Origin of the sequence: Kribbella ginsengisoli (assembly GCF_039537185.1) — a bacterium.
Taxonomy (GTDB): domain Bacteria; phylum Actinomycetota; class Actinomycetes; order Propionibacteriales; family Kribbellaceae; genus Kribbella; species Kribbella koreensis.
Genome location: NZ_BAABAA010000001.1, coordinates 1164223 through 1179665 on the forward strand (window position 1 = coordinate 1164223; position 15443 = coordinate 1179665).

The window sequence follows — 15443 nt, forward strand, 5'->3', positions numbered from 1 at the left end:
GGAAACTCAGACGTCTAGTGACGCTGCTGGATGGCGGGGTGCGATCCCGCAGCGACGAGATCGGCGACCGAGGCCCGCGGATCGCGGCCGGTCACCAGGGTTTCACCGACGAGGACGACATCGGCCCCGGCGCGCGCGAACTCGATTACATCATGCGGACCACGCACACCGGACTCCGCCACCCGGATCAGGTTGGTCGGGATCACCGGCGCGACCCGCGCGAAGGTCGAGCGGTCCACCTCCAGCGTCTTCAGGTTGCGGTTGTTGACGCCGATCACCTGGGCCCCCGCGTCCACCGCACGCAGGGTCTCTTCCTCGTCGTGCACCTCGACCAGCGGGGTCAGCCCGATCGACGTGGCCCGCTCGATCAGCGAGACCAGCGCCTCCTGCTCGAGCGCCGCGACGATCAGCAGGATCATGTCGGCGCCGGCTGCCCGGGCCTCCCAGAGCTGGTACGAGGAGACCACGAAGTCCTTGCGCAGCACCGGCACGTCGACCCGGCCGCGGACCGCGCGCAGGTCGTCGAGGCTGCCGCCGAACCGGCGCTTCTCGGTCAGCACGCTGATCGCGGCCGCGCCACCCTCGGCGTACTCCGAGGCGAGCGCCGCCGGGTCGTCGATGTCGGCCAGCGCGCCCTTGGACGGGCTGGACCGCTTCACCTCGGCGATGATCGCGATCCCGTCACCACGGAACACCGGCATCGGGTCCTTGGCGTCCGGCTTGCGCTGGGCTTCCAGCTTGAGGTCGTCCAGGCTGACCAGCGCCTGGCGCTCCGCGAGGTCCTCCCGGACCCCGGCGAGGATGTCGTCAAGCACAGTCATGTCTGTTTCCGCCCGTCAGTGGTGGTCGTCGGACTTGACACCGAAGCCGAGCAGCTGCATCACCTTGCCGACCAGGCCGCCGGCGACGGCGATCCCGGCCGAGATCCAGAACAACAGCCAGTCCGGGCCCATCACCATGGCGATGGCTCCGAGGGTGAATCCCACCAGCACGATCACCACGGCGGTCCAGGCCGCCGGGGAGCTGCCGTGCAGGCCGCCACCGTGAGCTTCGTCGCTCTCGTACGTCACTGCTTGATCCGTGGTCGTATTGTCCATCGTTGGGCCACTCCTCGTCGTCGTCCCGTCCTATTGTGGCGGTTGCCTCCGACAGTCAGATCGTCGGGTCCTCACCTGCGTCGATCGCCTTCCACTGATCGGCCGGTGTCACGGCCGGATCGCGCTCGTAGCGCAGCGTGGGACGGCGCCATCGGTGTGCCGTCAGCACGGCAACGATGCCCGCCGCGAGCAGTGCCAGACCGCCTGCCAGCGCCAGCCAAGGCGCCGGTCCGGTGCTCAAGGTCACCGAGTCCGTCACCGCCTGGCTGAGCTCCGGCCGCAGCCTGCCGAGCTCTGCCGCGTTCGGGCGGACCGTCAGCGCTACCCCGATGGCTCCGGCGCCCATGAACACGATCAGGCCGGACAGCACGCGGCGGAGCGCAGTACCGGCCAGCTTGGTGACGATCACGGCCACTGCGGAGGCCAGTGCCAGCGTCACGGGCGCGCGGGTCACGGCGTACCCGTTGAAGTTCACTACAGCTCGACCGCTGCCCGGGTCGGCGATCGACCAGGTCAGGTACGCCGAGAGCGCCAGCAGCACGAGCGCCACCAGGGCCAGCAGATCGACCAGTCTTTGCGGGCGCATCAGACCTCGGAGAAGGTGCCGGCGACGGCGATCGCGTTGAGGACCGCGGCGGCCTTGGTACGGCACTCCGCGTCCTCCGAGGCCGGGTCCGAGTCGGCGACGATGCCCGCGCCCGCCTGGACATACGCCGTCGTGCCGCGCAGGACCGCAGTACGGATGGCAATCGCCGTGTCAGCGTCACCGGCGAAGTCGAGGTACCCGACCACGCCGCCGTAGACGCCGCGACGGGTGACTTCGAGCTTGTCGATGATCTCCATCGCCCGCGGTTTGGGTGCCCCCGACAACGTTCCGGCCGGGAAAGCGGCTGTGAGCGCGTCGAAAGCGGTCTTGCCAGCCTGCAGCCGGCCGGTGACGGTCGACTCGAGGTGCATGACGTGGCTGTAGCGGCGGACGTCCATGAAGTCGACCACCTCGACCGTGCCCGGCGCGCAGACCCGGCCGACATCGTTGCGGCCCAGGTCGACGAGCATCAGGTGCTCGGCCCGTTCCTTGGCATCCGCGCGCAACTCCTCCTCCAGCGCCCGGTCCTCCTCCGGCGTCGCGCCGCGGGGGCGGGTACCGGCGATCGGGTGCAGGATCACCTTGTTGTCGGTGACCTTGACCAGTGCCTCGGGGCTGGAGCCGACGATGTCGAAGCCGTCCAGGCGGACCAGGTACATGTACGGGCTCGGGTTGGACCTTCTGAGCACCCGGTAGATGTCCAGGGCGCTCGCGGAGGTCTGCAGCTCGAACCGCTGCGAGACGACGATCTGGAACGCCTCACCCGCCCGGATCTCCTCCTTGGCGGTCTCCACGGCCTCCCGGTACTCCGCGCTGGACCGCTGCCGGTGCGGGTCGGGCAGCGCCAAGCGGTCGGCCCTGACGACGTACGACGGGGTCGGCTGCGCCAGGTCGTGCTCCATCGCGTCGAGCCGGCGGACGGCATCGGCGTACGACTCGTCGACGCGCTCATCGGAGTCGTCCCAGTTGACCGCGTTCGCGATCAGCCAGATCTCGCCGGTCTCGTGGTCGAGGGCGGCCAGGTCGGTGGCGAACAGGAAGGTCAGCTCGGGCAGCCCGAGGTCGTCGATCGTTGTGTCCGGCAACTTCTCGAGCCGGCGCACGGCGTCGTACCCGAGGAAGCCGACCATGCCGCCGGTGAGCGGGGGCAGGTCGGGCAGTCGTGGGGTGTGCAGGATCTCCAGCGTCTCGCGCAGCGCCTTGAGCGGGTCACCGGTCTGCGGCAGCCCGACCGGTGGGTTGCCGGACCAGACGGCCTCACCGTTGCGCTCGGTCAGCGTGGCGGCGCTGCGGACGCCGATGAACGAGTACCGCGACCAGACGCCGCCGTTCTCCGCCGACTCCAGCAGGAACGTGCCCTCGCGCTCGGCGGCGAGCTTGCCGTAGACCCCGATCGGCGTCTCGGCGTCGGCCAGCAGCCGGCGCGTGACCGGGATGACCCGGCGGTCCTTGGCATACTCGCGGAAGGTCTCCAGGTCCGGAGAGTTCATGCCTTGACCTCGATCTCACCGTGCTCGAAGCAGCTGCGGGTGCCCGTGTGGCAGGCCGGGCCCTCCTGGTCGACCAGGACGAGCAGGGTGTCGGCGTCGCAGTCCACGAGGATCTGCTTCACGTGCTGCCGGTGGCCACTCGTCTCACCCTTGACCCAGTACTCCTGCCGGCTCCTCGACCAGAACGTGCTCCGGCCGGTCGCGGCGGTCCGGCGTACGGCCTCGGCGTTCATCCAGCCGACCATCAGCACCTCGCGGGTGTCGTACTGCTGCACCACCGCGGGGATCAGGCCCGCCGCGTCGAAGGTGAGTTCCTCGGTGTCCACCCGTCCATTGTCTCGCACCGCACAGGGCACCTTGACCGCACCCTTGCTCAGCCCGTGCGAGCGGCGGGCAATCCTGACAGGATGTCGCAATGACCTCCAGTGTTGCCCGGGTGCAGGGACTGTTGCAGGACCATCCGCTGGTCGACGGCCACAACGATCTCCCGATCGCCTTCTACGAGCTGGCCGAGTACGACCTCGACAAGTACGACCTGAGCATCTCGGTGCCGAAGCTGAACACCGACCTCCCCCGGCTGCGGCTCGGGCAGGTCGCGGCCCAGTTCTGGTCGCTGTGGGTGCCGCAGGACGCGGACTCGGTCCGGCGTACGTTCGAGCAGATCGACTTCGTGCACCGTCTCGTCGCGCGGTTCCCCGAAGCCATGCAGCTCGCCGTCACGGCTGATGATGTCGACGCCTGTTTCAAGGAGCGCCGGATCGCTTCCCTGATGGGAATGGAGGGCGGCCACTCGATCGGTGAGTCGCTCGGCGTCCTGCGAGTGATGCGCTCGCTCGGCGTGCGGTACATGACGCTGACCCACAACAACAACGTCTCCTGGGCCGACTCGGCGACCGACGAGCCGGTGCTCGGCGGGCTGAACTCCTTCGGTGAGGACGTCGTCCGGGAGATGAACCGGATCGGGATGCTGGTCGACCTCTCACACGTCTCCGCCGACACCATGCGGCACGCGCTGCGGGTGACGAGCGCGCCGGTGATCTTCAGCCACTCGTCGGCGCGCGCGGTCTGCGACGTACCGCGCAACGTGCCCGACGACGTCCTGCAGACGCTGAGTGGCAACGACGGCGTCTGCATGGTCACCTTCGTCCCGTACTTCGTGTCGCAGGCGTACGTCGACTGGGTGGCCGGCGCGCGCGAGGTGGCCGGTGATCTTGGGCTGGACCCGTTGGTGCCGGCGCAGCAGAAGAAGCTGAAGGAGGCGTACGACGTACCGAAGCCGCGCGTGACGTTGGAGGACGTGGTGGCACACGTCGAGCACGTCCGCGAGGTGGCCGGCGTCGACCACATCGGGTTGGGCGGCGACTACGACGGCTGTCCGGAGTTCCCGGACGGCCTGCCGGACGTCGCGTCGTACCCGTCCCTCTTCTACGCCCTCGCCGACCGCGGCTGGAGCGACGAGGACCTGGCAAAGCTTGCCGGCGGCAACATCCTCCGCGTACTCCGCGCCGCGGACGAGGCCGCCACCGTCTAGCCTGCGGACCGGTCCGTGGCGCGCATCAGAAGTCGCGGACCTGGTCGCGGGTTTGAGCCAGTGGAGTGAAGCCGGCGGACTCGTACGTGGCGACGGCACCGACGTTGAAGCACGGCGTCGATACCAGCGCGCTCGACGAGCCGAGCTCGCGGAGAGCTGCCGCCGCCGCGAGGGTGATCGCCTGGCCGTAGCCGCGACCGCGGTAGTCGCGGTGCACACCCATCGGCTCGAGCAGGCCGGGCTTGCCTTCGCCGGCCGACCAGACGGTCACGCCTGCGACGGCGGTGCCTTGCGCGTCGCGGCCGAGCAGGCAACGGGCGGTCGCGTACGGCGTACCGGCTGCCATCGCGTGCCAGCGGTCGTCGGAGAAGGTCGATCCGTCGAAGGATGCCCGCTGGATCGCCGTCCGCTCGGCCGCGTTCTCCGGCCCGACCGTCTCGATGGTGAGACCGCCGTCCTCGACCGGCTCGGCGAGATCGCGTCTGAGCGGCTGCCACGGCTCGTCCAGCGTCCAGCCGTCCTTGGTGAGGAGCTCCTGGATCACGCCGGCCGTCGGCGCCTCGAAGTACACCTTGCCCTCGATCAGCACCCCACGCTCGGGATCCGAGCAGTCGTCGACGATCCGCCGCGCCAACTCCTCATCACCAAGCGCCTCCGGCGCGAACGCCAGCCGCAGCAGATCCGGCTCGTCCAGCATCCCGATCGCCACCGGCTCCCCGTCCCGCTCCCACACCCGCACGGCGCTCGCGGTCCGCTCGCCGCCGAACCGCCAGTACCACCCGAGGTCCCCCGGATGCAGCTGAAACACCCCGCCGTCGCTCTGCCACTCCCCAAGCTTCGCCGCCACCTCTGAGAGCCCAGCCACCTCAGGCGTCCCCAACCAAATCGTCATACCCCCATCCCACACCACCCACCCCCCGCCCCGCACCCGACTTACCCCGGCCAGGCAACTTTGTGCTCCACCTGAGCAAATCAGCCAGGCTGATTTGCTCAGGTGGAGCACAAAGTCGACCCTATCCACAGGGGTGGGGAGAAGGGAATGCGGTGGAGGTGGACGCCGGGGAGGATTGACGGGATGGAGAGGCTTCGCCGTGAGGTGCGGGATAGGTTGCTGGCCGCCTTCGGCGAGCCGCTGCGGCATGGACAGCTCCGCGACCTCGGCCTGGGTGATCACGACGTACAGCGGCTAGTTCGCAACGGCAGCCTGCAGCGGGCCCACGGGAAGTACCTCGACGGCGCCATCGACCCGCGGCTGGCCACGATCCGCGGTGCGCTGGCCGCGCACCCTCGCTCGGTCGTCAGTCACCAGACGGCTGCCGAGTTGTCCGGATTGCGGGTATGGAGCGACGGTTCTGCCGACGCGCCAGGACCGTCTGGCGCCGTCTGGCTCACCTGCGAGCCTGGCGCCGATCGCCGCAACAAAACCCGCGGCGACCTCGTACTACGCCGCGCCACTCTGCCGCCCGCCGACCTACTCGTCGTCCAAGGCCTGCCGACAACCTCCGTGGCACGAACCACCGTCGACCTCGCCCGCCGGCTGCCCCTGGCCGAAGCGGTGGTCACAGTCGACCACGCACTCGCCCGGGAGGTTCGCCGCGAGGAACTCGAGTCGGTACTCCGGCGCCAACGGCACTGGCCCGGTATCCGTCGAGCGCAACGTGCCATCGCGTTCGGCGATCCCCGCTCGGAGTCCGCCCTGGAGTCGATCGCCCGGGCCAGGTTCGAGGAAGCCGGGCTCCCGGCACCCGTCCTGCAGGCACAGTTCTGGGACGGCCAGTGGTGGGCGGAGGAACGAGTCGACTACTGGTGGCCGCAGTATCGGACGGTGGGCGAGGCTGACGGGCTGGCGAAATTCGAGGCGCCGACGGTCAAGCAACGCCGGCGGGCCCTGCGACGGGCCTTCGAGCGCGACCAGCGGCTCGCCGATCGCGATCTCGAACTGGTCCATTTCGGTTGGGAGGACGCCGTACTTCGTCCAGGCGACCTCGCCGACCGCGTGAAAGCCGCTTTCGCCCGCGGCGCACGTCGTACCGGCCCCACCCCCAGGTGGCGAACCACAGACCCCAACGACCCCCACCACTGGCCGCGACCCCGCACCGCCCCGGATCTCCCGGCCACGGGATGACCCACTTTGTGCTCCACCTGAGCGAATTCTTCGCGGCCGGATGCTCAGGTCGAGCACAAAGTCATCGGATGGGGCTGTTTGGGGATGGAGGGATGGGGCACGGGGCGGGTTCACCGCAATCGATGCTAGGAGAAGCAGTGCTTACCCTGACTGAGAACGCCACTCTGGTGATCAAGAGCATCACGGGCGTCGAGGGCGCTCCCGAGGGTGCCGGGGTCCGGATCTCGCAGGAGAACCCGGCCGACCCCGCACTGGCCGTCACCACCACCGAGTCCCCCGCCAAGGGCGACCAGATACTCGAAGAGGCCGGCGCCCGAGTCTTCCTCGAGCCCAACGCGGCCGCCGCCCTGGACGACAAGATCCTGGACGCCGCAGTAGACGACAAGGGCGGCGTCGAGTTCCTGCTCGTTCCGCAGCCCGGCGCTGGTGTGCACTAACCGTTAGAAGTAACAACGCGCGCGGCCAGCTCCACCGGCTGCGCGCGTTGTTGTTGTCAGAGGGCTGAGCGTTGGGCTATCCAGCTGTCGTGGAGGTGGGTGTAGACGCCACCGGCCGCTACCAACTCCGCGTGGGGGCCTCGCTCGACTATGCGGCCGTTGTCGAAGACCAGGACTTCGTCGGCTGCCTCGGCGGTGGAGAGCCGGTGGGCGATGGTGACCGAGGTGCGGCCGGTCATCAGGCGCTCCAGGGCTGCGTTGACCCGGACCTCGGTGCCTGGGTCTACGGCTGAGGTGGCTTCGTCGAGGACCAAGAGGTCTGGGTCGGCGATGTTGGCTCGGACCAGGGCGACCAGTTGGCGTTCGCCGGCTGAGAGGGACTCGCCTCGCTGGCCGACCGGGGAGTCCAGGCCGTCGGGGAGGGATTCGAGCCAGTCGGTCAGGCCCAAAGACTCGAAGGCATCCAGGAGCTGGGCGTCGGTGACGTCGGGCCGGCCGAAGCGGACGTTCTCGGCCAGGGACGAGTCGAAGAGGTAGCCGTCCTGCGGCACCATCACGACTCGTTCGCGCAGGGAGGCGAAGGCGATCTCCCGGGCGTCCACACCGTCCAGGAGGACGGCGCCAGAGGTCGGGTCCATCAACCGGGTGAGCAGCTTGGCGAAGGTCGTCTTGCCTGAGCCGGTCTCACCGACGACCGCCACCCGGCGGTGCGGTTCGAGCCGGACGTCGACGTCACGGAGTACCAGCTCGCCGTCCGGATAAGCGAAGTTCACGTCGCGGAACTCGACCGTCACCGGCCCCCGCGACTGATGCACCCCCGCCTCACCCGGATCGACCACGTCAGCCGGCGTAGCGATCACACCGAGCACCCGCCGCCACCCGGCGAAGGCGCTCTGCGCGTCGGTCAGCACCTGCGTCGCGATCTGCACCGGGTCGGAGAACAACGCGACCAGGAACATGAATGCCAAGATCTCGCCCAGCGTCGCATGCCCGTCCACCCCGAGCAGCACACCGGCGGTCAGTACGCCGGCATTCGCCAACCCCGCCGCCAGCCCACCGATCGAGAACGTGATCCCGGTGATCGCCTGCGCCTTCGTAGCAGTCTTCCGATAGTCCTCGATCGACGCGTCGATCCGCTCCTGCGTCCGCTTCTCGATCGCGTAAGCCCGCACGACCTGCGCCCCGACCACGGGCTCGGCGATCGCCGACAACATCTCCCCCACCTTCGCCCGCACCACCCCATAAGCCGCGGACATCAACCGCTGCAACACCTTCAGGCTGGCGAACAACGGCAGGAAGCAGATCAGCACGACCAGCGCCAACTGCCACGAGTACACGAACATCACCACGGTCGCGAGCAGCATCTGCCCGATGCTGACCAAGAAGATGAACCCGCCGAACTGCAGGAACTGCGACACCGTGTCCACATCGGACGTCACCCGGCTGACCAGCGCACCTCGCCGCTCGGTGCTCTGCGTCAGTACCGGCAGGTCATGCACATGCCGGAACGCCTTGATCCGCATCGTCGCCAGCCCGCGCTCCGAGTTCGTCGCGAGCCGCACCGTCGTCAGGTACGACGCGAAAGCCGTCACCAGCACCCCACCGAAGCACGCCAGACACATCCACGCCACGAACGACATGTCCGGCCCACCAGGACCCGACAGCCCCTTGTCGATGGTCTGCTGCACAGCGATCGGTACGACGATCCGCCCGCCGGTCATCGTCAGCGCGAGCAACCCCGTGATCCACCACCCGCGCGCCAGCTCCGGCGACACCCGCAGCCCCTGGCGGAGCGTCTCCAGCCCGCCCGCGTTGTCCCCGGCATCGAGTCGGCTGGACGATACGGCGCTCACGCGGACGCTCCTTCGGAGTCGAGATCATCGAGTTCTGCCTCCAGCGCGGCCTCTTCCTCACGCCGCGCCGCGTCCTTCTCGTACGCGTCGACCAGGTCCCGGTACGCCGCCGAGCGCTCCTGCAACTCGACATGCGTCCCCTGGTCGGCGATCCGCCCCTCGTCGAGGAACAACACCTCATCGGCCAACGCGATCGTCGCCTTGCGATAGGCGATCACCAGCACGGTCGTCGCCGCCTCATCACCCTGGACGGCGGTCCGCAACCCAGCCAGAATCCGCGCCTCGACCTGCGGATCCACCGCGCTCGTCGCGTCGTCGAGAATCAGCAACCGCGGCCGCCGGACCAACGCCCGGGCCAACGCGATCCGCTGCCGCTGCCCACCCGACAACGTCGTACCGCGCTCCCCCACCTTCGTGTCCAGCCCATGCGGCAACGACTTCACGAACCCGTCGCCCTGCGCGATCCGCAGCGCATCCCACACGTCCTCGTCCGAGTACTCCCCGCCGAGCGTGATGTTCCCGCGAATCGTGTCGTCGAACAGCCAAGCAGTCTGCGCCACCAACGCAACCGACCCAGCCAACTCGTCCCGAGCCAGCTCCCGCAGGTCCAGCCCGTCGACCGCGACCGCACCTTCCTCGGGATCGACCAGCCGCGTGAGCAAGGTGGTCAGCGTCGACTTCCCGGACCCCGTCGGCCCGACGACAGCCACCGTCCGCCCCGGCTCGACCACGAAGTCGACGCCGGCGAGCACATCGCGATCCGGCAGATACCCGAACCGCACATCAGTCACCTCGAGCCGAGCCGCCGACGCCGCCGTCAGCCGCAGCGACCCGTACTCCATCCCGCCCTCAGCCTTGAGCACCCGCTGCACCCGGTCCCACCCGACCACCGACCGCGGCAGCTCACCGAGCACCCACCCCAGCGCCCGGATCGGGAACCCGATCAGTGTGAACAGGAACGCCACCTGCACCACATCACCAGCATCGGCCGCGCCCGAGCGAACCCGCCCGACCCCGACCAGCAACACCGCCAGTACGCCGACGCGCGGCAACCCCTCGATCACCGGGTCGAACGCGCCACGAGCCTTGTTGACCGCGATGTTCGCATCCCGCAGCGCGTTGGTCGGCCCCCGGAAGCGCTCGGTCTCGGCCGCCTCACGCCCCAGCGTCTTGACCACCAAAGCCCCGTCGAAGGACTCGTGCGCCACTTCGGACACATCCGCGCGGAGCTCCTGCGCCCGAGTGGCAAGCGGCTGCAGCGTGCGCTGGAAGATCACGTTCGCGACGAAGACGAGCGGGAACACCAGACAGCCGACCAGCGCGAGCCATACATCGGCGGCGAACATCGCGGCGATCGCGAAGCCGAGCATCGCGATCACGCCGACGGCCATCGGCAGTGGAGCGATCGGATACCAGGTCGACTCGACGTCCGCGTTCGCGTTGGACAGCAGCTGGCCGGTCGGATGCTTGTGGTGCCACTCGAGCGGCAGCTTCAGGTACTGCCGGGTGACGCGACGCCGGTACGTCGCCTGCAGCCGGAACTGCATCACGCCGGCCCCGATCCGCCGGCCGACCACGCCGATGGCGCGCAGGATCGCGATCCCGAGGAACAGCGCGATCAGCGACGCGACCGCGCCGAAGGTGGTGTCGCCCCGCTCCAGCGCCGGCCGGATCACGTGGTCGGTCGCCCAGCCGAGCCCCCAGCCGTCGGCGACCGTCATCGCGCCGTACAGCATGCTCGCGGCCACCGACCAGGTGAACACCCACGGCTCTTCCCAGATCGCCACTCGCAGGACCGCGAACCCTCGCCGGGTCACGCTCCCCTTGCTGGGAACCTTCGGCTGTGGCACGCAGACATCCTTCGAACGACACCGTCAGGACCGTAGCCAGCCACGAGGCTGACAACGATTGACATTCTGCCATTGCGCGCCGACAACTACGATCGAGTTGTGACCGACTACAGCAAGGTAGAACGACTCGCGCTGTGTGACCTGTTCGACGAGGCCGGGCCCGATCAGCCGACTCTGTGCGACGGCTGGACGACGTTCGATCTCGCCGCTCATCTGTACGTCCGGGAGAACGACCCGATCGCACAGCCGGGCATCATGATCGCCGGGCTGGCCGACACCACCGCTCGCCGGATGGAGCAGGCGAAGTCGAAGTACGGGTTCGCCGGCGTCGTCGGCAAGGTGCGCAACGGGCCGCCGCGGCTGTCGATCTACGGCATCCCGGGGATCGGGCACAACCTCAACACCACCGAGTACCTCGTGCACCACGAGGACGTCCGCCGCGCCGTCCCCGACTTCACCGTCCGGGCGCTGCCCGCCGAGCAGCAGGACGGGCTCTGGCGCCAGGTCAAGCTCGCCGCCAAGTCGATGACCCGCAAGGCGCCGACCGGGCTGGTACTACGCCTGCCGGACGGCAGCGAATCAGTCGCCAAGAAGCCGACCGCCGACGGCTCCGTCACCATCACCGGCGAGCCGGTCGAACTGGTCCTCTTCTGCTTCGGCCGCCAGCAGGTCGCCCAGGTCGAACTGGACGGCGAGCCCACCGCGGTCGAGCGCCTCCAAGCAGCGTCGTTCGGCATGTAGCCGGTCGCCGGCTGTGAAGACCGGCGTCATTCGGGATGTCGCCGGCTCAGTCGGTGACCGGCTCGCCCGTCGGTTGCTTCGCGGCGGCGGACTTCTTCCGCCAGCGCTGGATCATGCTGCTGACCACCGTGGTCAGCAGCACCAGCGCGATCGCCGCGACCACACCCTGCCAAGGCTTCGGGAAGAGCGCGTAGCCGAGCAGTCCGATCGCCATGTAGACGACCGCCCACAGCGACGACGAGATCAGATCCACCACCGCGAACCGGTGCCACCGGTACCCCGCCAACCCGGCCGCCAGCAGCACCGGCACCCGCCCGCCAGGGATCAACCGCGACGTCAGCAACACAGTGATCTCATGCTCCGCCAGCCGGATCCGCAATGCGTCCAGCGAGGCGTTGTTCCGCAGCCACCCGACCCGTTGAGCAAGCTTCTCCCCGCCCGCCCGGCACCCGGCGTACACGATCAAGTCGCCTACATACGCGCCACCAGCGCCGGCGATCAGTACGCCCACCAGCCCGATCGGATTGCTGTGCGAGGCCAGCACCGCACCCGCCGACACGGCAGCACCGGTCGGCAGGACCGGCAGCACCGCCCCGATCAGCACCGCACCGGCCAGCGCCGCCAGGTAGACCCAGCCGAAGTCATCACTCAACATGCCCGGCCACCTCGGTCGACTCTGCGGGCGTCAGCAGATCCACCTGTACGGCGGGGTCCACCTGGGCCATCTCCTTCTTGAACTCTTCTCCCGGCGGCAGGAACAGATCCGGCCGCAGCCGGTCGCACCCGATCGGCCAGAACGTCCCGAAGTGCACCGGGATCGCGATCCGCGCCCCTACCCGCCGTACCGCCTCGGCTGCCCGGACAGGATCGAGGTGACCCGGCCCGAGCGACGGCCCCCAGCCACCGACCGGGATGAGCGCGACATCCACCGGAGCCACCTCGGCCGCCATCGCGTCGTACAGGTCGGTGTCCCCCGCGAACCAGACGCTCGGTGAGCCCTCGACGCGGAAGCCGAGGGCCGGTCCGCGATGGGCGGACCAGGGCAACCGCCGGCCGTCATGGTCGGCGGTGACGACGGTGATGTCGAGCTTGCCGATCCGTAGTTGGTTGCCGGGGGCAACCTCGATGCAACGGTCCGAGTAGTGCGAGCCACTGTGGCTGTCGATCAGTTTGGCCGCACCGCGCGGGACGACCAGCGCGGCGTCCGGCGACACCTTCGGTAGCGACGTCAGGTGCAGATGATCAGCATGCAGATGCGACACCAGTACTGCGTCGCACCGCCCGGCCTCCGTCGTCGGCGCAGGGCCGCGACGGCGCCGGACGTGCGCGATCCGGGAGGTCAGCACCGGGTCGGTCAGCAACCGGGTGCCGTGCTCCTCGATGGTGGTGGTGCTGTGACCCCACCAGGTGATCCGCACTCTCAGGCCTCCACGCTTGCATCCGACGAACTCTCCACCTGGTCCTCGACCTCAGGTTCAGCTTGAGACTCGAAAGCGTCGTCGGGCTTGCGCTGGCCGAGCTGGTCGAGCCAGCTGATCAGGAGGCGGTGTACCGCGTCGGAGCCTACGGGTGGCTCGTCGACGGCCCAGCGGCACGGGTGCACCAGGACGGCCTCGGTCTGCCAGCCGCCGATCCCGCCATGGCAGCCGACCAGCTCCTCGAACGCGGCCACCTCCCGCGTGTAGTCGTCGAGCCGGCTGATCACCACGACGTCCCCGTTGTGCGGCATCTCGGCCTGCCGGAGCATCGACGCCACCGCCATCGGACCGTACGGCTCCAGCGGGTCGACGCCCTCGATCCGGCCTGAGCGCAGTACGTGGACTCCGGCCCGGCCGATCGCGACCGGCCCTTCGGCAAGTGTCTCCACCACGACGAACCCGACCCCCGGATGCGTCGCGAGCCCCGGGATCAGCCGAGGGTGGAGCAGCTCGATCTCCTCCAGTGGCACCCGCCCCGGAGTCCTGGCCAGGTAGATCAGCGCCAGGTTGCCCGACGCCGTGACGATCATCTGCTCGTCGGCCGCGATCGGCGGCTCGCAGTCGGCCGGCCCCAGCTCGACCTCGCCTCGCACGGCCTTGGCGTGGAGCGCCTTGCGGGTCACCTTGCCGCCCATACTGGTCCGCATGGTCAGCTCGGTCAGGAACGCGTTGACCGGGCCCCAGCCCTCGGACCGGCCGGTAGCCGCCACTGGTTCCTTGGTGGTGTCGACCAGGTCGTCGACGACCTGCGTGAGGGTCCGGCCGTACCGCTGCAGGAAGGTCGAGCCCTGGCTCTGGCCATGGTCGGACAGCACCACGATCTCGTACGAGTGCGGCAGGATGTCGATGATCCGCTGGAGCGCGCCGAGCACCCGGTCGAGTCCCTCTAGCGTCTGCAGCGACTCGGGCCGGGTCGGGCCGGCGTGATGGGCGACCTCGTCGTAGTCGACGAAGTCGCAGTAGATCGCCGGGGTGCCCTTGACCAGTTCGTCGGTGATCAACGAGACGTTCAGGTCACGCAGCAGGACGTTCGAGATGGCCCGCAGGAAGATGTACGACCCGCCACGGTTGACCCGCGGTACCAGGTTGCGAACCCGCTGCCGGCGGGCCTGATGAAGCTCCTTGATCATCTCGGCGCAGCAGAGCACCAGCCCACGGGCGGCACCCTGCGGACTGGAGAAGAACCGGACGTACCCACGGCTGCGCCCGGTCGGCAGCGCGGCCCGGCTGAACACCAGCTCGCACTTGTCTGCATCACCGGACCAGTTGTTGCTGATGCTCGCGCCGCCATCGGCGAGCAGCCCGCGCCCGGTCGACATCCGCGCCTCGATCTCGGCGGCGTCCCGGGCGCGGTTGGTCACCATCACCCGGCCGGTCTCCTTCTCGTACCACCGGAAGGCCGGGATCTGGCCGGATCCACCGTGCAGGATGCCCGCCTGACTGGCCGGCGTGGTCGCCGGTACGCCGGTATGCCACTCGACCATCGAATGGCGCCCTTCCCGGATCCAGCCACCCAGATGCGGCAGGTTGCCCGACATCACCATCCAGTTGAGCAGCGGCGCCGACAACCCGTCGATCTGGATGATCAGCATCCCCGTCTTCGGCGCCGCCTCGATCCGGCGGGCCCGGCGACGGACGACGCGCATCACCTCGGACACGTAGGCGTCGTCACTTCCGGCGTACGCGATCCAGCCGACGAAGGCGCTCACCGACGACATCACGATCGACACCACCAGCGCCGCCTCGGGACCGCCGTGCAGATGTACGCCCGGGTCGATCGTGACGCCGAGGTAGACGACGGCGAACTGACTCAGCAGGCCGCCGACCAGCACCCCGACCGAGCCGATCAGGACCGCGATCCCGGCCAGGATCCAGCGCACGATCAACCCGATCACGGCCAGGATCACGACCAGTCGCAGGATCGGCCACGCGCCGTCACTGCTGCTGATCTGCGGCAGCGTCCAGAAGGTGATCAGGAGGGAGACCAGCGAGGCGAGCCCACCGAGGATCATCGCCTGCAGGCCGCGGGTGGTACGGCGCAGGTCCAGCCAGACCGGCCTGCGCTGCCGCCGATCGCTGGAGACCTGCTCGGGTGGTTTAGCCATCAGGTACTTCGAACTCCCCGTTCGCCCATCACTGCCACTCCGAGCCTACGATCCCCGCCCACCGTTTCAGGGGTTAACCCCTGAAACGGTGGGTTGCCCAGCCAGATACTCAGGGGGCAACCCACAAGCTCGGGGGTTAACCCCCGAGAT

The 15443-nt window shown here is 69.0% G+C and carries 15 protein-coding genes; 4 read left to right on the plus strand and 11 right to left on the minus strand.

The genetic code is table 11. The annotated features are described in order from the left end of the window. Window positions 1-14: 14 nt before the first annotated feature. Genes trpC through hisI form a run of 5 tightly spaced genes read right to left on the minus strand, consistent with a single transcriptional unit; the run spans window position 15 to window position 3499 of the window. On the minus strand, window positions 15-821 hold the full coding sequence (gene trpC / locus ABD768_RS05100) for an indole-3-glycerol phosphate synthase TrpC (protein ID WP_343977734.1): 807 nt from the start codon (window positions 819-821) through the stop codon (window positions 15-17). 15 nt (window positions 822-836) lie between these two features. After that, entirely contained in the window at window positions 837-1097 is a 261-nt protein-coding gene (locus tag ABD768_RS05105) for an HGxxPAAW family protein (protein WP_343977731.1), read from the minus strand. Between the two features lie 55 nt (window positions 1098-1152). Continuing rightward, window positions 1153-1683: a Trp biosynthesis-associated membrane protein gene (locus ABD768_RS05110; protein WP_343977728.1), complete on the minus strand. Its 531-nt coding sequence runs from the start codon at window positions 1681-1683 to the stop codon at window positions 1153-1155. Beyond that, window positions 1683-3173 carry an anthranilate synthase component I gene (locus ABD768_RS05115; RefSeq protein ID WP_343977725.1) on the minus strand — a complete coding sequence of 497 codons (1491 nt, stop codon included), beginning with the start codon at window positions 3171-3173 and terminating at the stop codon, window positions 1683-1685. Before ABD768_RS05115 ends, ABD768_RS05110 begins: the two co-directional genes overlap by 1 nt. Continuing rightward, window positions 3170-3499 carry a phosphoribosyl-AMP cyclohydrolase gene (gene hisI / locus ABD768_RS05120; protein ID WP_343977722.1) on the minus strand — a complete coding sequence of 110 codons (330 nt, stop codon included), beginning with the start codon at window positions 3497-3499 and terminating at the stop codon, window positions 3170-3172. The genes ABD768_RS05115 and hisI overlap by 4 nt, the downstream gene beginning before the upstream one ends. 89 nt (window positions 3500-3588) lie before the next feature. Here hisI and ABD768_RS05125 point away from each other — a divergent pair, with 89 nt between their 5' ends. Further along, window positions 3589-4704, plus strand: coding sequence for a dipeptidase (locus ABD768_RS05125; RefSeq protein WP_344837823.1), 1116 nt, complete (start codon window positions 3589-3591; stop codon window positions 4702-4704). 25 nt (window positions 4705-4729) lie between these two features. On the opposite strand, the gene ABD768_RS05130 is transcribed toward ABD768_RS05125, so the two are convergent. After that, on the minus strand, window positions 4730-5596 hold the full coding sequence (locus ABD768_RS05130; RefSeq protein WP_344837826.1) for a GNAT family N-acetyltransferase: 867 nt from the start codon (window positions 5594-5596) through the stop codon (window positions 4730-4732). Window positions 5597-5779: 183 nt separating this feature from the next. Between ABD768_RS05130 and ABD768_RS05135 the strand changes: the two genes are divergently transcribed. Next, window positions 5780-6829 carry a hypothetical protein gene (locus ABD768_RS05135; RefSeq protein WP_344837828.1) on the plus strand — a complete coding sequence of 350 codons (1050 nt, stop codon included), beginning with the start codon at window positions 5780-5782 and terminating at the stop codon, window positions 6827-6829. 137 nt (window positions 6830-6966) lie between these two features. Next, window positions 6967-7266, plus strand: coding sequence for a Fe-S cluster assembly protein HesB (locus tag ABD768_RS05140; protein WP_344837831.1), 300 nt, complete (start codon window positions 6967-6969; stop codon window positions 7264-7266). 56 nt (window positions 7267-7322) lie between these two features. Here the strand turns inward: ABD768_RS05140 and ABD768_RS05145 are convergent, their stop codons facing one another. Together ABD768_RS05145 and ABD768_RS05150 are read right to left on the minus strand one after the other, a co-directional pair. After that, window positions 7323-9119: an ABC transporter ATP-binding protein gene (locus ABD768_RS05145; protein WP_343977707.1), complete on the minus strand. Its 1797-nt coding sequence runs from the start codon at window positions 9117-9119 to the stop codon at window positions 7323-7325. After that, window positions 9116-10969 carry an ABC transporter ATP-binding protein gene (locus ABD768_RS05150; protein WP_344837833.1) on the minus strand — a complete coding sequence of 618 codons (1854 nt, stop codon included), beginning with the start codon at window positions 10967-10969 and terminating at the stop codon, window positions 9116-9118. Before ABD768_RS05150 ends, ABD768_RS05145 begins: the two co-directional genes overlap by 4 nt. A gap of 99 nt (window positions 10970-11068) precedes the next feature. Between ABD768_RS05150 and ABD768_RS05155 the strand changes: the two genes are divergently transcribed. Next, window positions 11069-11710: a TIGR03085 family metal-binding protein gene (locus ABD768_RS05155; RefSeq protein WP_343977701.1), complete on the plus strand. Its 642-nt coding sequence runs from the start codon at window positions 11069-11071 to the stop codon at window positions 11708-11710. A 46-nt stretch (window positions 11711-11756) separates the two neighbouring features. On the opposite strand, the gene ABD768_RS05160 is transcribed toward ABD768_RS05155, so the two are convergent. From ABD768_RS05160 to ABD768_RS05170, 3 genes are read right to left on the minus strand one after another with little or no spacing between them, the layout of a single operon-like run. Then, window positions 11757-12365 carry a DedA family protein gene (locus ABD768_RS05160; protein WP_344837836.1) on the minus strand — a complete coding sequence of 203 codons (609 nt, stop codon included), beginning with the start codon at window positions 12363-12365 and terminating at the stop codon, window positions 11757-11759. Beyond that, entirely contained in the window at window positions 12355-13128 is a 774-nt protein-coding gene (locus ABD768_RS05165) for an MBL fold metallo-hydrolase (protein ID WP_344837838.1), read from the minus strand. The genes ABD768_RS05160 and ABD768_RS05165 overlap by 11 nt, the downstream gene beginning before the upstream one ends. 2 nt (window positions 13129-13130) lie before the next feature. Continuing rightward, a complete protein-coding gene (locus tag ABD768_RS05170; protein WP_343977692.1) occupies window positions 13131-15293 on the minus strand; it encodes an alkaline phosphatase family protein in 2163 nt (720 codons plus the stop codon). Between the last annotated feature and the right edge of the window lie 150 nt (window positions 15294-15443).